The organism is Lactiplantibacillus songbeiensis, assembly GCF_005405125.1.
GTDB lineage: Bacteria > Bacillota > Bacilli > Lactobacillales > Lactobacillaceae > Lactiplantibacillus > Lactiplantibacillus songbeiensis.
Map to the genome: position 1 here is coordinate 25,832 of NZ_BJDL01000010.1, position 19,845 is coordinate 45,676.

The window sequence follows — 19,845 nt, forward strand, 5'->3', positions numbered from 1 at the left end:
ACCGTTTTCTGCAAGCTCGTTTAACGACACTACAGATTAGGAAGAAATTAAATGAAATATTTGTTACTCGTTAGCCACGGTGATTTTTCAAGTGGGCTAAAACAAACCTTAAGCATGTTTGCCGGAGGGGATCCGATTAACTCGGTGATTGCAGTCGGGCTGAAACCTGATGAAGCCGCTTCAACATTAGGTACACGGTTTGAAGCCACTTTAGCAGAGCTTCCCGCTGACGCTCAGTTCATCGTTTTGGCTGATGTTATTGGTGGTAGTCCGCTCACCACAGTCTGCAACGTTTTAAGTAATCACGGTAAGTTACAAGACAGCCTAATCATCGGTGGCATGAACTTTCCAATGGCCATCACCGCCACAATGTCTAAAGATACTTTAGATAACGCGGCCTTAAAAGAAAAGATTTTCGCTGAAGCAACTAGTGCAATCAAAGTATTTAATACAAACACATCATCAGATTTTTCAGATGATGATATTTAGGAGGATGCATCATGGCAGTTTCTTTTGTACGAATTGACGATCGAATGATTCACGGTTTAATTACGGTACGTTGGGGTAAAGAATATCCTTGCGATGGCATTATTGCCATTAATGATAAGGCCGCTAACAACCCGATTTTATCAGAGGCTTACAAAGCCGCATCTGATAAGAAGACCTTTGTTTGGACCTTGGCTCACTTTGAACAAGTAAAAGATAAAGTCTTAAATTCAGCAACTAAGTACTTCGTGATTACCAAGAATCCACAAGACATGAAACAAATCTTAGTTGATATGGCCTTCAAACCTGGCGACATTAAGACGATCATCGTTGGTCCTGGTAACGATCGCGAAAATGCGATCAAACTTGGCGACAACCAGTCCTTTACTCAAGCTGAAGGTGATGCCTTTGAAGCCATCGAAAAAGCCGGCTACAAAGTTGAATTTGCTTTGTTACCAGATCAACACATCGGTAGCTGGGACAAGTTCAAGTCAAGATTTGGTTATTAACAGCTAAGCTTTCAAAAGAAGGGGTATTAAAATGACAATTAGTTGGTTTCAAGCAGCTATTTTAGGAATATTCGCTTGTTTATGTTCCAACTCATGTATGGCCGGTCAAGCAGTTGGTAATTATACGATTGGTCGTCCATTAGTTGGTGGACTTGTTTGTGGGATTGTCCTTGGCAATATGCCATTAGGGATTGCCTGTGGGGTTGCGATGCAATTAGTTTACATCGCTTTAGTAACACCAGGTGGGACGGTTTCAGCTGATGTCCGGGCTATTTCTTACATTGGGATTCCTTTGGCCATGGTCGCTATCTCCGCTCAAGGTTTAAATCCATTAGGCGGTAGTGCTGCTGACTTAGCTAAGTCAGTTGGGACTTTAGTCGGGACTGTTGGGACGGTGCTCTATTACGCCGTTGCAACCATGAACTTGGTTTGGCAATCATTCGGTTGGAAAGATGTTCATAAAGGTAAGTTAGATAAATTAACCGCTGTTAACTTTGGCTGGCCTTGGATTTCACATGCTTTATTCTCATTCTTACCGACCATGTTTTTAACTTACTACGGTGCAACCGCGGTTACAGCTTTACGGAATGCGTTACCAATGGATGGTATCGCAATGAAGACTTTATTTACAGTTGGTGGCATGTTGCCATGTGTTGGGATTGCAATTTTACTTCGTCAAATTATCGGCCATCCAATTGATTTCGTGCCATTCCTAGTCGGCTTTACCTTAGCGGCTTCATTACATCTGAACTTAGTTTCCGTTACGGTTATTTCCTTATTGTTCGCCGTCATCTTCTATGAAGTTGAAATGGCTAGAGATGCTGGTAATGGTTCTGGCAAAGGCCCAGTTGCTGAAGGTCCTGCCGATAACGATGATGAGGAGGATATTTGATGATGCAAAACACTAGTAATTCGAATCAGCTTGATAAAAAGACCCTTACCAAATCATTTCATCGTTGGTTCTGGGGTGCGTTGACCTGCTTCTCTCAAGAACATATGCAGACTTTTGGCTACATGGCTTCCATGTTACCAATCCTTAAAAAGTTATATCCTAAACATGATGACCAAGTTAAAGCGATTCAAGCCTATACTGCCTTCTTCAACACTAACCCAATGCTTGGGACAGTGATTGTTGGGATCACCGCTAGTATGGAACAAGCCCGAGCAAATGGTCAAGATATTGACGGCGAAACGATCAACGATATGCGGGCCGGCTTAATGGGCCCGATTGCCGGGATCGGTGATTCATTGATTGATGGGACCTTGATTCCAATTCTCTTAGGGATTTCCCTAGGGATGTCTTCCGGCGGTTCACCGGTTGGGGCAATCTTCTATATTATCGCTTGGGTCTTAATTGCTTACTTCGGTCAACGTTTCCTTTATTTCCGTGGTTACAAGTTCGGTGATCAAGCGGTCAGCTTCCTAGTTGGGAAGCAAGGCGCTGCTATTCGCCACGCGATTGGGATTGTCGGTAGTATGGTCGTTGGTGGTGTCTTGGCTTCATGGGTCAACGTTACAACGTCACTTAAACTATATGGGTCAAACGGTAAAGTCTTCTTAAATCTTCAAGATAAATTAGACAGTATCTACCCTGGTATCTTAACCGTCGCGGTAACATTCTTCTGCTGGTGGTTAATGACTAAGAAGCATGTATCCGCTATTTGGACCATGTTAATTCTAGTAGTTATTTCACTCATCGGGGTCTTATTAGGATTCTTCAATCCTGGTCTTTCATACTAAATTTCAAGTTGACAACAAGCTGGAGGAGATGAAGTAAAATGACAATTAAAGAAATGAGAACCGGTTATGAACAAGAAGTTGCTTACCAGAAACACATGCTCAGAAATCTCGGGTATTGGTTTCAACTTTGGACCATTACTGGCGGTATTGGCATCGTCCTCACTTACTTTTTCCATGCCAAAAGCTTGGGGCTGACGATCTTTGGTATCACCCTACTCGTCATTGGGGCATTAGGCATGCTAATGTTTGGCTATTCCGGTTGGAAAGGCCAACAGAATATTAAAGCATTGGTGAATGATTACGAGTTAAAAATTGATTATCTACAAAAACATGCTGCTAAATAAATCCGTATCCAGTCGATTAATCAAACTAGTCTGAGACTGAGATTCAGGTATTAGTGCTGCTAAAAAGACATCTTGAGAAATTTTCTCAGGATGTCTTTTTGTCTTAGAAGTTAATCACTATGCTAGTTAGATTAAGTTGCCACTCTGGTTGGCCCAGAATTGGCTGGAACGTGGTGGCCGCGTTTGCGAGCCAAAGTACAGTCTCGCAAGCCGGGCTTTATCTAAGTCGGAAAATCACCGACTAAGATAAACGACACCACTGAGCCAATTCTAGTCCGCCCGGCGTTAAGTAACGGGTCTTAAAAAAGTAACGATTGATTATTTTCAGTCTGGTCACTTAGCCAAGAGGTTATTTCCTAAAATGCTCAGCCATGGCGTTCCAGCGTTTTAGAAACCAACCGGCAGGCGGCCATTGTAACTAGCGCCAAGTGTATTTCTATTGAACAAGTCTGCGTTAAAACTGATAAATCTTCGCTTCATACGGCCGCAATGTCGCACCTTGGTCGTCGGTATAATTACCAATCAATCGTTGCGCATCACTAGGCAACTGGTCGTAATCGCGCACTTGATCATGCGCCGTAAAGTTACAAATTACCAGTAACTGCTGCTCACCGGTCGTCCGCAAATAGGCATACACAGCCCCATCGTCAGCGTCCAATAGTTGATAATCGCCTGTCGTCAAAATAGCGTTCGTATGCCGTAACTGAATCAACTGTTGATAATAAGTAAAGATTGAGTTGGACGCAGCCAAGGTTTGCTGGACATTCAATTGCGGATAGTTCGGATTAACTTGTAACCATGGCGTCCCCGTTGAAAAACCGGCATTTAAGCTATTATCCCATTGCATCGGTGTCCGGGCGTTATCACGTGACATATGCGCAAGGTCGGCCAACATCTGTGTACTGCTGAGCCGGTGTTCTTCATCAACTAAATGGTGATACGCATTCAGGCTTTCTAGATCTTTATAATTACTCAATTCCGTAAAGTGCGCATTCGTCATGCCGATTTCTTCGCCCTCGTAAATGTATGGTGTGCCTTGCAGGCCATGCAACATTGTGGCTAACATCTCAGCCGAAACCACCCGATATTTTGGATCATCATTGCCAAACCGGGAAACAATCCGCGGTTGGTCATGATTATTCCAATACAAACTATTCCAAGCTTTACCGTGCAGCCCCGTTTGCCACTTACTTAAACTCTGCTTCAGGTCAATCAAATTAACCGGCTGATCGTTCCACTTCCCTAAAACCGGATTCGAATTGCCATCCAGGTTCATATGTTCAAATTCAAAAACCATATTCAATTCGTTGGTCGTCAATCCGGCTGATTGTTGCGCATCTTTGATTGTTGCATTCGGCGTTTCACCGACCGTAATCAAATCTGCGCCAGCTAAGACTTGGGTATGCATTTCTTGTAAGAAGGCACTTAACCGGTGCCCATTAGCGATAATCGGGCCGATATCTGCGTACGGTTCGCCAGAATTTGGTTGACCATCGACAAAGTCGATCGGTTTCGAGATTAGATTAATGACATCTAACCGAAACCCGTCAACGCCTTTTTTGACCCAAAAGTTCATCATGTCATAGATGGTCTGCCGCAATTTGGGATTTTCCCAGTTCAAATCAGGTTGTTCAACCGCAAAAGAATGCAAGTAATATTGTTGCCGCGCAGGGACATACGTCCAAGCAGAACCACTGAAGAACGAGCCCCAGTTAGTCGGCGCATGACCATCGACCGGATCACGCCAAATATAATAATCTGCATAAGGATTATCTTGACTCTTAGCACTTTCAATAAACCACTGATGTTGATTTGAGGTGTGATTAACCACAATATCCATCATTAGTTTTAAACCGCGTTGATGTAGCTGGGCTAACAAGTGGTCAAAATCCGCCATCGTCCCAAATTCCGGATTGATCGCCTCATAATCACTGATATCATAACCATTATCGACACCTGGCGACTGATAAATTGGATTTAACCAAACGACATCAGCACCCAACTTTTTAATGTAATCTAATCGACTTGTAATCCCCGGTAAGTCCCCAATCCCATCACCATTTGAATCCTGAAACGACCTTGGATATACTTGATAAACGACCGCTTTTTGCCACCATTGCGTTGTTGCCATATTAGTCAGCTCTCCTTTTTGTCTACGCTTACATTAAAGCCATTCTATCATGTTGGTCATCCCATTCGTAGTGCTTACCGCCATGTTAGCGGTAACTAAATACTAGTTGGTTTAAATTGCCACTCTGGTTGGTCCAACATTTTAGAAACCAACCGGTAGGTGGCAAGTTCAACTAGCACCAAGCGTTAGTAGCCATCGATTTTAGCTCTTATTTAAAATAGTTGAGCATCAATCGAACATACGTTTGGATTTAATGGTATACTTAGAACATTAACAAACGAGTTAAAAGGAGGATTTGACCATGGGTAAGAAATCACTAGCAACCGCGACTCCCAGTGCGATTGATCAGACAGAAACATCCGCCCGTAAAACGGCTTTAGATAAGGCTTTGGGTAAGATCAAAAAAGAATTCGGTGATGGTGCCGTCATGAAAATGGGCGACAATCGTTTAGCAAACGTTGAACGACTCAGTACCGGAATTCTCTCACTGGATCAAATTACCGGTGGCGGCTTACCACGCGGTCGTATCATCGAAATGTACGGTCCCGAAAGCTCCGGTAAAACGACCGTGGCCCTGCAAGCGGCTGCGGCCGTCCAAAAAGCTGGCGGTAAAGTGGCTTATATCGATGCCGAAAATGCGTTAGATCCTGCCTACATGAAAAACCTCGGCGTTGATCTAGACGACCTGCTCTTGTCACAACCGAATACCGGTGAAGAAGGTTTGGAAATTGCCAACACTTTAATCGAATCCGGGGCCATCGCGTTAGTCGTCGTCGATTCTGTCGCCGCCTTAGTGCCGAAAGCTGAAATTGATGGTGAGATTGGGGACGCTCACGTGGGGATTCAAGCCCGCTTGATGTCTCAAGCGTTACGTAAGATTTCCAGTGCTGTCCATTCGACGCAAACCGTCGTTATTTTCATCAACCAACTCCGTGAAAAGGTCGGTGTGATGTTTGGGAGCCCAGAAGTGACTCCTGGGGGCCGCGCTTTGAAATTTTACGCCTCAATCCGACTCGATATTCGACGAACCGGCCAAATCAAAGATAAGGTGGACGGTGAAGTTCAAGTCGTTGGGAATACCGTGCGCTTAAAAGTAACTAAGAATAAAGTTTTTCCACCATTTAAAGTCGCCGAAGTCCAAATGGATTACGGCTATGGCATTTCCCGAACGGCGGATATCTTAGACCAAGCGACCAAGGCGGATATTGTCCAAAAATCTGGCGCTTGGTACTCATACCATGATGAACATATTGGCCAAGGCCGCATTAATGCCATTAAATATTTGAATGACCGACCAGAACTAGTCGAAGACCTGATGCAACAAGTGTTACACCCTGCCCCAGACCCTGAACCGGCAGAGCCAACGACCAAAGACGCTTGACGGTAGCCCGGGCAACATGCTATCATCACAACAACTTAATTAATGAACGTTACGTCCCCTCCCAAGTAAAACAATAGCTGAGCGTCAGGAAGTCGGTGGTTGCTGCGAACCGATCAGGCTAGTTGCTTTGAAATACGGGGGATCACGTCCGGATACGTCCGGCGGTTAATAACTAGACCCGTTACCTTGCTAGTGAGTGGAAAAGTCTTCGGATTTTTCAAGCTGGGTGGTACCACGGTCCAATCAATCGTCCCTGTTGTCTTTATTGACAACAGGGACGATTTTTTTGTTTTAACTTTGTTGGTTTGGTTTACATTGCCGCTACAGTTAGGCTGGATTGATCAAGAAAGTTCAAAATCAATAATGTTATCTGTCATATGACATCAATCATAGTCGCAGTGACTAGCAGGTCTGCCCCATCGCGAACCTGTTGGTCAACGAAGACGGGCAACTTAACACCAACTACAATTATAAATTTTGGAGGAATGTACAATGAAAAAGCAACGACCATGGCGACCAGTGAGTTTACCGGAAGCTTTAATTGTTTTATTAATCATGTTAGCCATCATGGGCTTAGGCGTCATTAAGTTTGGCCTTTCACCACAAACACCGGTGATTTTAGTGATTGCGCTAGTTATCCTATGGGCGCGGATTCGGGGTGCCGCTTGGGATGATATTCATGGCGGCATCATTGAAGGGATTAAGACTGGGATCATTCCCATCTTTATCTTCTTACTGATTGGGGCCTTAATCAGTGTCTGGATTGCGGCCGGAATTATCCCCTCAATGATGGTATTTGGCTTTCACCTCATCTCAGCACAATGGTTTGTGCCCTCAGTCTTTCTGGTCTGTGCCATTATTGGGACATCCATTGGGAGTGCCTTTACGATTATCTCAACAATTGGGATCGCCCTTTTCGGGATTGGGACAACCATGGGCATCAACCCGGCCTTGATCGCCGGAGCCATTATTTCTGGGGCCATCTTTGGTGATAAGACCTCGCCGTTATCTGACTCCACCAACTTGGCTGCCGCGATCGCTGAAAGTGATCTGTTCAGTCATATCCGTAACTTGATGTGGTCGACAATTCCTGCGTTTATTGTCTCTTTAATTGGCTACACGATTCTCGGGATGGGCGCCGCAACTGAGACCCATCTCGGCAAAATCAACACCACGTTAGCCGTCTTAAATCAGCATTTTACCATCAGCTGGTGGGCCGCCTTACCGTTAATCTTGATGCTAGTCTGTGCCGTACGGAAAATTCCCGCGATTGCCACATTATTAATGAATATTACTTTAGCGATTGTGATGATTTTTATTGAACACCCACACATTGCCATCAGTAAAATCGCGACAATGGTTGAAACTGGCTTCGTTGCTAAAACTGGGAACGTCGGCGTTGACCAATTACTCTCGCGTGGTGGGATTAGTGCCATGATGGGGACCGTTTCCCTAATCTTACTGACCCTGTCGTTAGGTGGCTTGCTAATGCAGTTTAACTTGATTCAAACCGCAATGGTGCCCTTAGCTAAGCGATTAAACAACAGCGGTTCGACCGTTACCGCCGCCATTTTAGCCGGAATTGGCGTTAATATCTTCGTTGGAGAACAATACTTATCTGTGATTTTGCCAGGGAAAGCTTTCAAAAAGACGTTTAACGACCAAGGCCTAGCGAACCTAGCCTTAAGTCGTGTGCTGGAAGATGGCGGGACCGTCATTAACTACTTGATTCCTTGGGGCGTGGCCGGGGCTTTTGCCGCTAACACGTTAGGTGTCTCAACCTTAGCTTACTTACCATTTTGCTTCTTCAGCTTACTTTCACCAGTCTTCTCCATTATTAGTGGATTCACCGGTTGGGGACTCAAGCGTCAACCTAAAGCGACGGTTTAGTCACTAACTAAACAAAGTCTCGAATGTAATGGTTCTGACTTGTGGTTTCGCCCTTGTGCCCGCTACAATTGGGCTAAAGGATTTTTTGCCACAAGGAGGGGGATTCTACGATGCTTGCATATGGTTATCGAAAATTTGGGGGACCCGCCGTTTTTGAAACAATTCGGCAACCGGCCTTAGAACCTGCACCAAATGAAGCGGTGATTGAAACACTCGCCGTTAATTTAAATGACGCTGATCGGATCGAACGTTTAGGGGCCACGCCGACGACGCCATTACCACTGATTCCCGGTCATGATGTCGTTGGCCGGGTCATCAAAGTTGGTACCGCGGTCACCGATTTGCCACTAGGGACAATTGTGGCGGCACATACGGACCACACTTACGCTGAGCAAGTGTGCTTAGACGCTGATACCGTCGTCACTGTTCCGGATAATCTCAGTCCAGCCCAAGCGGTTAGCCTGATCACACCCGGGATTACGGCCTACAAAGCCGTTCGTTACTTTGCCGATATTCATCCCGGACAAACCGTTATCGTTAAAGGCGCTGCGGGTGGCGTTGGCTCATTGGCAGTCCAATTGGCCCAACGTTTAGGGGCAAAAGTTATTGCCATCGCTAGTCAGCGCCATGCCGAAACCGTTAAAAACTTGGGTGTGGCTCAGTTCGTGGCTTATGATCACCATGATCCAGCTCACGTGCTCGCTGACCGTGGTGATGTCATTATCAATGTGTCCTTGAATGGTGCCGATGGTAAAACTGATCTAGCAATGGCCCGGTTTGATGCCACAATTGTGTCAGTGGCAAAACGCCTGCCGGCAACAAGTAAGTCGATTGAGTTTCATTCGATTCATCCGACCAATGCGATTTCAGATCAGGCCGCCTTACAAATGTTATTTAAGTTACTAAGTACCGACCAGCTACAGACCAATATCGGCTACCATCTGCCGTTCACTTTAGCGGGCTTTATCCAAGGCCACGCGTTGTTAGATGAACCGCACAATGGTCGTATCATTATTGAAAAAGAGCTTACTGAATAGCTAAAAACAGACTAGTGCAAATCGCATTAGTCTGTTTTTAGTTCTAGTTACACTTAGTGCTAGTTGGATTAGATTGCCACTCTGGTTGGGCCAGCATCGGCTGGAACGTGGTGGCCGCGTTTGGAAGCCAAAGTTCGGTCTTCCAAGCCGGGCTTTATCTAAGTCGGAAAATCACCGACAAAGATAAACGACACCACTGAGCCAATGCTGGCCCGCCCGGCGTTAGTTAGTGGAAATTAATGATGATCTATTATCGACCACAAATTTAGCCAAGAGGTTGGTTTCTAAAATACCCAGCCGTGTCGTTGGACTTAGACCAAGGTCAGCTTTGAAGCCAAAGCCCGGGCTTTGGCTTCAAAATAGCCCATGACGTTCCAGCGTTTTAGAAACCAATCGGCTGGCGGCAATTTCAACTAGTATCAAGCGTATATCCTTTTTTTAATGACTATCACCCCACAATCATTTTGATAAGCAATGTATAGCGATTTTCAATAACTAAATCAACATTTTAATGTAACCGTTCACAAGTTGTTGTAAAAAGTGTATACTAATAATAAAAAGTATATACATTTATTGATAACTGAAATTTTGGAGGACTTAATTATGACATTAGGCGCAATTGAAGCCGGCGGGACTAAATTTGTCTGCGCGATCGGCACTGAAACCGGGGACGTTTTGGACCGAGTTTCGATCCCCACGACGACTCCTGATAAAACGATGGCCGCCGTTGATGACTATTTTAAAGCACATCCAGTCGATGCGATTGGGATTGGCTCATTTGGCCCCATCGGTGTGAACCCAACTGACCCTAAGTACGGCTACATTACCACGACCCCTAAACCCGGCTGGGGTGACTTCGACTTTCTCGGTCACTTAAAACAACACGTTGATGTGCCGCTTTATTGGACGACCGACGTTAACGAAGCGGCGTATGGCGAAGCTGAACTCGGGATTGCTAAAGACGTGCCGAATAGTATTTATGTGACGATTGGGACGGGTGTTGGCGCTGGTGTGATTAGCAACAACCAGATTTTTAATGGCCGCACGCACACTGAACTGGGGCATATGCGCTTGAATCGCCTACCGGGTGATGACTTTGAAAACAACTGCCCGTATCATGATATTTGTCTTGAAGGCATGGCAGCCGGCCCAGCAGTTGGCAAGCGCACCGGTAAAGCCGGTAAAGATGTTGCCGCAGATGATCCCGTCTGGACGATTGTCGCTGACTACATTGCCCAGGCCTGTGTGAACTTAACCGTCTCCTTTGCCCCTGACAAGATTATTTTAAACGGTGGCGTCATGAAGCAAACGCAACTCTTCCCAATTATTCGTGAAAAGTTTGACGCTTACTTGAACCACTATGAAGACGTGCCGGCTTTGGACGACTATATCGTCCCCGCTGGTCTTGGTGACAACTCTGGGGTCGTTGGTGGGCTTTTACTAGCCAAGCTTGCATTAAGCCAAGCCTAAATCTTTACACATTCCATACACAACCTTTATCAGAACTATGTAATCGATTGGTACACTATGTTTGTAAACATTGTTAGCCAACCCCTATAAATGTTTTCGGTGTGATGCGTTACCACACCCACCTCGTTTAGGTCAATCTAACGAGTAAGCGCGCGACTCACAGCTTGTTGTGAGTCGCGCGCTTTTGGGTTGGATAAGAATACGATAATACGCTTGGCATCCGTTAAATTGCCGCCTGCAGGTTGGTTCCTAAAATATTGGAACGCACTAATGGCAACGACCCGGCTGAGTATTTTAGGAACCAACCTCTCGGCCAAATGACTGGACTAAAAATAATCAATCGTTAATTCTTTAATACCCGCTACCTAACGCCGGGCGGGCCAGCATTGGCTCAGTGGTGTCGTTTATCTTGGTCGGTGATTTTCCGACTTAGATAAAGCCCGGCTTTTGAGACCGCACTATGGCTCAAAAACGCGGCCACCACGTTCCAGCCGATGCTGGCCCAACCAGAGTGACAAGCTTCACCTTAACTGAGTTATTTTTTTCGAGCCGAAACGTGTTCGGGCCGACTGGGGATTCCGCTTGCTACGCCAGTCAACTATACCGGAAACCCACCGCCACTCTTGCCTGCGAGCCGAAACGTGTTCAGGCCGACTGACGGTTCCGCTTGCTACGCTAAGTCAACTACTCGGAAAACCACCGAGTAATTGACTTAGCTAGGCAATGCTCACCATCAACCCGTCGGCCCGAACACTCTACAAAAAGAGAGCCACGCGACAACACATCACGCAGCCCTCAAAGGAGTAGGTTAGAATGAGTTTGACATCATTCCAGGGTTTGGGACTTGATCCCGACAAGTTTCGGACACGTCGGAATCAAGTTTAAAGTTAGCAATCTTAAGCTTTAACCGTATCATTTAAAGCAACATCTTGACCGTTTAATTCAATAGTTAATGGATCCCCACTAACCAAGGTTACGGTCGTCCCTTGTTGATCAACTTCAACTTTCAACAAACGTCCACGGAAGTTGACATGGAATTGATATTGCTGCCATTCTTTAGGGACGAATGGGGCAAATGAAATCTTATCATCACGGACTCGCATCCCAGCGAAACCTTGCACAATTGCTAGCCATGACCCAGTCATTGACGTAATGTGCAAGCCATCGACCGTATCATTGTTGTAGTTATCCAAGTCCAACCGAGCTGTCCGGGCATACATTTCAACCGCTTTGTCTTCATAGTGCAAATCAGCAGCTAGAATCGCATGCACGGCTGGTGACAAGCTAGATTCATGGACAGTCAATGGTTCGTAAAAGTCAAAGTTGGCTTTCTTCTGGGCATGGGTGAAGTCATCCATAAAGTAGTAGATGCCTTGTAATACATCCGCTTGCTTGATATAAGGTGACCGCAAGATCTTATCCCATGACCAGTTCTGATTAATTGGTCGTTGATCAGCTGGAATTGATGAAGCCGGTTTCAAGTCTTTATCCAAATACGTATCATTTTGGACGAAGATGCCAAGCTTGTCATCATGTGGGAAGTACATCCGATCGATGATATCTTGCCACTTAGCTAATTCAGCCGCGGAGATATTCAACGAAGCCCGCTTTGTTTCATCCAACTTGTCCAAGCTAGCTAACGTATATTGCAACGTCCAGCGTGCCATGAAGTTAGTGTACCAGTTGTTGTTAACATTGTTTTCATATTCATTCGGGCCAGTGACCCCATGAATCATGTATTGTTGCTTACGTTCTGAGAAATGAACCCGGTCCGCCCAGAAACGTGAAATCGCCGTTAAAACATCGATGCCTTTGGTCTTCAAGTAAGTCTCATCGCCAGTATAGCGCGTGTAGTTGAAGATAGCATAAGCAATCGAGCCATTGCGATGAATTTCTTCAAACGTGATTTCCCATTCATTATGACATTCGATCCCGTTAAACGTCACCATTGGGAAGAGTGCCCCATCTAGCCCTTGCATCTGGGCATTGTGATAGGCACCATCCAATTGATTATAACGATAAGTGAGCAAGTTTTCGGTCACTTTTGGTTTCGCTAACGACAAGTAGAATGGAACCCCGAACGCTTCGGTATCCCAATAAGTTGCCCCACCGTATTTTTCACCGGTAAAGCCTTTCGGGCCGAGGTTCAGACGACTATCCTCGCCATAATAAGTCGAGAATAACTGGAATAAGTTGAACCGAATTCCTTGTTGCGCTGCATCATCACCGCTAATGGCGACATCCGCCAATTCCCAGCGTTTTGCCCAGGCATCCGTATGCGCTTTTAATAACGCTTCATACGATTGTACGGCGACCCGTTCGCTGATTTCAGCTAACCCATTGCGTAATGCTGGTAAGTCTTCGTAATCACGCGACGTCACCACGACGACCCGCTTTTCAAAGTTCTTCGTTTCGTCAGGATCTAAGTGACCCCGGAAGATATTGGTAACCGCTTTTTCGGTTTCAGGAGCATTGGCGCCCCGAAAGTCCGTCTGGTGCAGCATCTGCATGCCTAAGGTAAAGCGCGGTGTGCCGAAGTCATTGGGCTTGGTCTCCGCAATCATACTGCCACCCGTAATTGCATGGCTTTTATCTAAGACCTGCCAGAACTGTTCATCATAGTTCGCATCTTCGTTGAACACATCCGCGTCAATCTGCGAGATAAAGCCCAGTTGAACGGGTGATTCACTCAAGTTATGCACACTGTAATGGACATCGAATAATTCTTTTTGAGCCACACTGACGAAACGGTCAATCATGAATTGGACTCGCTTGTCGCCTTTAGTGACGATAAATGAGCGCCGTAACACGCCAGTATGCATATCCAAATCCAAGGTGAAATCACTAATCTCATCTTTGGCTAAATCGACCTGATCACCATCAATTGTCAGGTTAACTTTGATGAAGTTGACCGCATTGATAACCTTACCGAAGTAAGCCGGATAACCATTCTTCCACCAACCGACCCGGGTCTTATCAGGATACCAGACGCCCCCGAGGTAAATGCCTTTAAGCGTGTCGTTGGAGTAATGCTCCTCAAACATCCCGCGCATCCCCATATAGCCGTTACCAATACTTGTAATACTTTCTTGTAGTCGTTTATCCGTAGGGACCAGTTCATGACTGATGACGTGCCACGGATCAACTTCAAAAATTCGTTTCATTACTGCGTCCTCCTAATTGGTCCCGATAAAAAGAGCCTGAGACATTCCTGTCACCAGACTCTTTTCAGCAGCACTAACTTAACCGCCTAACGCTTGATTAATTATTCAATCGTCAATTCGGTATCGTCATCGAAGAAATGAGCCTTACTCATTTCAAAGGCCATCTTGACTTCTTCGCCTGGTTTATGATAATCACGAGCATTAACTTGAGCGACAAACTCAGTATCGCCAGTCCGTGAATAGAGCATTGAATCAGTTCCTAAGAATTCAGAAACTTCGACCTTCGCATTCACTACGGCATCGGACATGGCTTCTAAGGCCACTTGTTCCGTGTGAATATCTTCGGGACGTACCCCAACGGTAACCTTCTTGCCATCATAACCTTTGTCGCGCAGGACTTTTAAGCGGCCTTCTGGTACGGCAACATCGAGGCCTTTACCGTTTGAGACCCGGCCATCTTTGAGGACAGCGTCGAAGAAGTTCATCGATGGTGACCCCATAAATCCGGCCACAAACTTGTTCGTTGGCTTATTGTATAAGTCATCAGGTGTCCCGACTTGTTGCACCTTCCCGTCATTCATAATGACGATCCGGTCCGCCATCGTCATGGCTTCAACTTGGTCATGAGTGACATAGATCATGTTCGTCTTCAAACGCTGATGCAATTGGGCGATTTGCGTCCGCATTTGCACCCGCAACTTGGCATCCAAGTTAGATAAGGGTTCGTCAAGTAAGAATAACTTGGCATCCCGGACAATCGCACGGCCTAAAGCGACCCGTTGCCGTTGCCCACCAGATAAAGCCCCTGGTTTACGTTTCAAGTATTCCGTTAAGCCCAAGATTTCAGCGGCATTATTAACCCGCTTTTGAATTTCATCTTTAGGCATCTTGCGAATCTTTAACCCGAAGGCCATGTTGTCGAAAACGGTCATTTGAGGATACAAAGCATAGTTTTGAAAGACCATCGCGATGTTCCGATCTTTAGGGTGGACATTGTTCATGACTTCCCCATCGATCTTCAAATCACCTTTAGTAATATCTTCAAGCCCAGCAATCATCCGTAAAGTCGTGGACTTCCCACAACCAGACGGTCCAACGAAAACGATAAATTCATTATCTTTAATATCTAAGTTAAAGTCAGTTACCGAATCCGTATCGTTGCCAGGATAACGTTTATAAATGTGTTCTAGTTTTATTTCTGCCATTATGCAAACGCTCCTTCAATTTCCATATTCATTTCGTCAGCTTTGCTGTTCGGTCGCATCCTTCGTGAGTGACCGCGGGTTGAACAACCGGTAAGTTGCTAACGCCGCTAATGACATGCTGAACAACAGGATGAAGAAGATCAAGTGCAACTCAAAGTTGAGTGCAAATAAGATCACCGTCGCCACTGCTGATAGCACTAACTTCACGGGATGCGCCACCATTAAGGCTAATAAGGACTGCTTTTCAAACTGACTGTAATTCCATCCGTTCCAAACGGTTAAAAGCACTAAGCCATAGACTAGCGTTGCCACATGCAACATGACATTACCGGTCGTGGTCCGTAACAGGATCAACCAGCCGCTAGCAAAGACCGCGCCTAACAGATTGGGCTGCCAGTGCATTAAAGCTTGCAAGTAAGCGTGCCAAGTCACTTTAATAAAGGACCCGCTATCCGTTGTCTGCCACTCATGAACGGCATGGTATGCCGCCGTGGTTGCTGGCATCGTGAAGGCCACTAACATGATCGTCACGAGCGTCATCGTCATCGCATACATCTGGTTCAACGGTAAGGTGAAACTCAAGATCAGCATAATCAACACGGGCAGGTTAATCACAAACCAGACCAAGTTAATCGTCACCAGTGCGGCGACCCAATTACCAATCGTCATCAACTTTTGACCGAATTTCGATTGTAAATTTAACATTAGGACCCTCCTTTCGCTTACAAGACTTTAATTACTTAACCGCACCATCGGTAACACCTTTGATAATGTAACGTTGGGCAAAGATGTAGAAGAGAATAACTGGAATAATCGACAAGGTCAATCCGGCTAAGGCTAAATGCCATTGCTTCGTGTATTCACCGAAGAAGAAGAACATCTGCAGTGGAATCGTGTATTGATTTTGCGGTAAAACCAGTGATGGTAACAGGTAGTCGTTCCAAATCGCAATGATGTTTAAGATCCCGACCGTCACCGTAATTGGTGTCAGCATTGGGAAGATAATCTTAAAGAAGATTTGGAACCGGTTGGCGCCTTCCAATTCAGCGGATTCATCCATCGCGATTGGAATACTACCCATCGTCCCTTGATATAAGAAGATCGACAAGCTGGCGTCAAAGCCTAAATACATAAACATTAAGCCCCACATGTTTAACATGTGGACGTGACCAAAGTTAGCTGTTAACGGAATCATAACCGTTTGGAAAGGAATCAACATCGCGGAAACAAATAACATTAACAACGCGCCACTTAACTTACTCTTGTTCCGTTGCAATGCGTAAGCGGCCATCGATGAGAAGAACACGATGATCAATACGGAAATCACGGTAATTAAGAGTGAGTGACCTAGTGAATTCATGAAATCCAACGCTTTAAAGGAATTGCCGTAGTTCGCAGTCGTCCCATTAGTTGGGAGACTGAGGACTGAAGCGAAGATTCCTTTGGGCGTCTTGAAGGAGTTCGTTAAAATCATGTAAAACGGGAAGATCCAGATAATGCCTAAAATGAGACCGAAGATTCCCAGAAAGAACCGACTCGTCTTTTTCATTACAGATCCACCTCCCGCTTACGATTATAGTAAACTTGCAATAATGAGATTGCCGCAACAATTAGGAAGAAGATCAAGGCTTTAGCTTCCGCTAAGGCGAAGTTATTTTCCGAATAGGCGGTATTAACAATGTTCATCGCTAACATTTCAGTTGATTTGTAAGGACCACCATTCGTCAAGGACAAGTTTTGGTCATAAATCTTGAACCCGTTAGAAAGCGTTAAGAACATGCAGACCGTGAAGGCTGGTGCAATCATTGGGAACGTAATATGAACGAACCGTTGCCAAGGTGAGGCTCCATCCATTTCAGCAGCTTCAATAACTTCACTCGGAATATTTTGTAAGTAGGCAATGTAGATAATCATGATATACCCACTCATTTGCCAGACCGTCACGATGACTAAGCCCCAAAAACCAGTCTTGCCATCAGTCAGCCAGCCGGTCAGCCAAGCCATATGGAAAGCCTTGCCTAACGCATCAAAAGCTTCGGTGAAGATAAATTGCCAAATGAATCCTAAAATCAACCCACCAATTAGGTTTGGCATAAAGAACACGGTTCGTAAGAGATTACTACCCTTGAATTTCTGGGTAACTAGTAATGCCAATCCTAAACCGATCACGTTGAGTAAGATTACGGTTACAATTACAAACTTGACGGTAAACCATAAAGCGGCTAAAAAGCCGCTATTATGGAAGAGCGTGATGTAATTTTTGAAACCGAGCATCTCAGTATAGCCAAGGCCGTCCCAGTTAGTGAATGAGTAAAAGATCCCCATGATGGCTGGAATAAAGACGACCAGTGCTAACGCAACGAGGGTTGGCGTCAGAAAGAGCCAGAACGATAAGCTTCGATTCTTCATAAATAAATCCCCTCTATCTGAAATACTTTTTCAATGAGTTAACAGCTCACGCTAGTTGGATGATGATTGTTGTTCGTTCCAACCCTTGATTGAGTTCTTAACTGTGGTGTTCCAACTTTGCTTGCCTGAGAGATACTTTTGTAAGTTTGGTTGGAACGTGTTTGGATCCCATGATGTCCCAGTGTAAGCAGGGAAGGCCCAGCCAATCGTCTTGTGTTGTTGTGAGTACTTGAAGACCACTTGAGTCAAAGCATCTGGCATCTTCATACCAGTGTAACCTTTGTAGGCAGGTACGAAGTGTAACTTGTTAACAACGAGCTTCTTACCTTGTTTCGACGTGTATAACCAGTCCAAGAAGTTCTTAGCAGCAGTTTGTTCTGCTTGTGACTTGTTCTTGTTAACACCCCAGTAGAGTGACGTCCCAACAGGCATCTTGTTTTCATAACCCTTAACAGGAATTGGAATCATACCAACATCTTTTTGAGCAAACTTCTTGTCGATTTGTTCAACAGTTGGATAGATCCAGTCACCTTGTTGAATCATAGCAACTTTACCTTGTGAGAAGTTTTGGTTAACTTGAGCGGAGTAATCCAATTGCATAACTGGGCCAACGGAGTACTTCTTTTGTAAGTCGATCATGGACTTCATTTCTTTGTTAGCAGTGAATTTCATGCTCTTTGACTTGTACATCTTTTGCGCATTGCCACCGAATTCTTGGCCGACGTATAAGTTAGCTAAATGGTCAGACAAGATCCAAGTTTCCTTACCAGGTAAGGCGAAGACACCCTTGATGCCTAACTTCGACTTCTGTGAATCAATCTTCTTAACCGCAGCTGTCAATTTTGACATCGTGGTTAAGCTAGTTGGGTCAATCCCAGCCTTCTTGAAAATGGTCTTGTTATAAACAAAGCCATAACCTTCAACGTTAAATGGTAACCCAACGGTCTTGCCATTTGACTTAACGGCATCCAAAGTCCCTGGTTGAGCGGCTTTAGCAGCTTTAGTGTTGGACAAATCAGCTTCTTGAGAAGCAAATTGTTTAACATCGGCTGGACCAGCCAAACTAAAGATTGTTGGTGCATTCCCAGAAGAAATCCGGGTCTTTAAAACGGGACTGTAATCTGTACCGCCACCAACTGATGAAACTGAAATGGTGACATTTGGATGTAACTTATGATATGTTGCTGCAATTTGTTTGAATTGCTTGTTCGATTCAACCTTCCCTTGGAAGATCGTAATCTTAACTTTCTTGTCAGACGAACTTGAAGAATTGCTTTTACCACATCCGACCAATGTTAATGCCATTGCGCCGGCTAAAACAGAAACGCCTAACTTTTTCCATCCCTTTGTCATGATGTTACCCCCTACTTAATTTTATTAAGATATATATAACCTTTATGACACTTTCAATTATGCCAATCTGAAAGCGGTTTCGCAACCCTTTTCACAATGTTACCGATAACAAGATTTATGACCTTTTTATAAACGCTGTTATATCAAGGTCGTTAAGGGCTTAAACTGAATGCAATCGGTTGCAGAAATTCATGGTTCTATCATATTTTCATCAAATAAAAAGCCTAAAGTGTTGGCCTATACCAGTTGTATTGTGTAGGCTTTCACTTTAGGTTTTTAGTTTAAATCCTGAAATTTTGAACTTGAGCGCTGATTGTTCGCCTGCACTGACCAGGACGTTCGCGGTGGGGCAAACCCTGCCAGCCACAGCCCGGTCTGCCAGGCGCTGGTCAGCCGTAACCCACGTCTAACCAGTCGGCCCAGTCACTAAGGTCGGCAACCCACCGACCTAACTGACTCGACACGGCGAACGACCTGGTCGACTCCGGCTATGATTGGTGATAAATTGCAGATCTGATAAAGTGCAAGCCCCCGAATCACGACTATTAGCTTGATGCTATCCAGAATCGACACTTGCGTAATCTGCTCTAATGTCTCTGAGTCCTCATAGTTAGTAAATTAACTGTATTAATGGCAGCTTAATATCACCTAAAATCATCACCCAGACTTAAACGACATCTGACATGAACAACTGACCGGTTAATTAACGCCGGGCGGGCCAACATT

16 protein-coding genes are annotated in these 19,845 nt (G+C 45.1%); 9 read left to right on the forward strand and 7 right to left on the reverse strand.

What is annotated here, in order from left to right; translation table 11 throughout:
- The first annotated feature begins 51 nt into the window (after window positions 1-51).
- From FFM77_RS04045 to FFM77_RS04065, 5 genes are read left to right on the forward strand one after another with little or no spacing between them, the layout of a single operon-like run.
- Window positions 52-489, forward strand: a complete 438-nt coding sequence (locus tag FFM77_RS04045; protein ID WP_137634470.1) for a PTS sugar transporter subunit IIA — start codon at window positions 52-54, stop codon at window positions 487-489.
- A gap of 11 nt (window positions 490-500) precedes the next feature.
- Window positions 501-995, forward strand: coding sequence for a PTS sugar transporter subunit IIB (locus FFM77_RS04050; protein WP_137634471.1), 495 nt, complete (start codon window positions 501-503; stop codon window positions 993-995).
- A 31-nt stretch (window positions 996-1,026) separates the two neighbouring features.
- A complete protein-coding gene (locus FFM77_RS04055) occupies window positions 1,027-1,887 on the forward strand; it encodes a PTS mannose/fructose/sorbose/N-acetylgalactosamine transporter subunit IIC (protein WP_137634472.1) in 861 nt (286 codons plus the stop codon).
- Window positions 1,888-1,889: 2 nt separating this feature from the next.
- A complete protein-coding gene (locus FFM77_RS04060) occupies window positions 1,890-2,735 on the forward strand; it encodes a PTS system mannose/fructose/sorbose family transporter subunit IID (RefSeq protein ID WP_137634550.1) in 846 nt (281 codons plus the stop codon).
- Between the two features lie 38 nt (window positions 2,736-2,773).
- Entirely contained in the window at window positions 2,774-3,079 is a 306-nt protein-coding gene (locus FFM77_RS04065) for a DUF202 domain-containing protein (protein WP_137634473.1), read from the forward strand.
- Between the two features lie 454 nt (window positions 3,080-3,533).
- On the opposite strand, the gene FFM77_RS04070 is transcribed toward FFM77_RS04065, so the two are convergent.
- Window positions 3,534-5,210, reverse strand: coding sequence for a glycoside hydrolase family 13 protein (locus FFM77_RS04070; protein ID WP_137634474.1), 1,677 nt, complete (start codon window positions 5,208-5,210; stop codon window positions 3,534-3,536).
- Window positions 5,211-5,511: 301 nt separating this feature from the next.
- Here FFM77_RS04070 and recA point away from each other — a divergent pair, with 301 nt between their 5' ends.
- The 4 genes from recA to FFM77_RS04090 all read left to right on the forward strand — a co-directional run bounded on the left by recA (window position 5,512) and on the right by FFM77_RS04090 (window position 10,988).
- Complete coding sequence (gene recA, locus FFM77_RS04075; protein ID WP_137634475.1) at window positions 5,512-6,591, forward strand: recombinase RecA; 1,080 nt, start codon at window positions 5,512-5,514, stop codon at window positions 6,589-6,591.
- 492 nt (window positions 6,592-7,083) lie between these two features.
- Complete coding sequence (gene nhaC, locus FFM77_RS04080; protein WP_137634476.1) at window positions 7,084-8,481, forward strand: Na+/H+ antiporter NhaC; 1,398 nt, start codon at window positions 7,084-7,086, stop codon at window positions 8,479-8,481.
- A 110-nt stretch (window positions 8,482-8,591) separates the two neighbouring features.
- Complete coding sequence (locus FFM77_RS04085) at window positions 8,592-9,518, forward strand: NADP-dependent oxidoreductase (protein WP_137634477.1); 927 nt, start codon at window positions 8,592-8,594, stop codon at window positions 9,516-9,518.
- A 603-nt stretch (window positions 9,519-10,121) separates the two neighbouring features.
- Entirely contained in the window at window positions 10,122-10,988 is an 867-nt protein-coding gene (locus FFM77_RS04090) for a fructokinase (RefSeq protein ID WP_137634478.1), read from the forward strand.
- A gap of 896 nt (window positions 10,989-11,884) precedes the next feature.
- On the opposite strand, the gene FFM77_RS04095 is transcribed toward FFM77_RS04090, so the two are convergent.
- From FFM77_RS04095 to FFM77_RS04120, 6 genes are all read right to left on the reverse strand, one after another.
- Window positions 11,885-14,152, reverse strand: a complete 2,268-nt coding sequence (locus tag FFM77_RS04095) for a glycoside hydrolase family 65 protein (protein ID WP_137634479.1) — start codon at window positions 14,150-14,152, stop codon at window positions 11,885-11,887.
- 101 nt (window positions 14,153-14,253) lie between these two features.
- Complete coding sequence (locus tag FFM77_RS04100; RefSeq protein ID WP_137634480.1) at window positions 14,254-15,357, reverse strand: ABC transporter ATP-binding protein; 1,104 nt, start codon at window positions 15,355-15,357, stop codon at window positions 14,254-14,256.
- Window positions 15,358-15,393: 36 nt separating this feature from the next.
- Window positions 15,394-16,062: a YesL family protein gene (locus FFM77_RS04105; RefSeq protein ID WP_137634481.1), complete on the reverse strand. Its 669-nt coding sequence runs from the start codon at window positions 16,060-16,062 to the stop codon at window positions 15,394-15,396.
- 31 nt (window positions 16,063-16,093) lie between these two features.
- Window positions 16,094-16,906: a carbohydrate ABC transporter permease gene (locus FFM77_RS04110; protein WP_137634482.1), complete on the reverse strand. Its 813-nt coding sequence runs from the start codon at window positions 16,904-16,906 to the stop codon at window positions 16,094-16,096.
- Window positions 16,906-17,766, reverse strand: coding sequence for a carbohydrate ABC transporter permease (locus FFM77_RS04115; RefSeq protein ID WP_137634483.1), 861 nt, complete (start codon window positions 17,764-17,766; stop codon window positions 16,906-16,908). The genes FFM77_RS04110 and FFM77_RS04115 overlap by 1 nt, the downstream gene beginning before the upstream one ends.
- Window positions 17,767-17,817: 51 nt before the next feature.
- Entirely contained in the window at window positions 17,818-19,119 is a 1,302-nt protein-coding gene (locus FFM77_RS04120) for an ABC transporter substrate-binding protein (RefSeq protein ID WP_171001555.1), read from the reverse strand.
- Window positions 19,120-19,845: the final 726 nt, after the last annotated feature.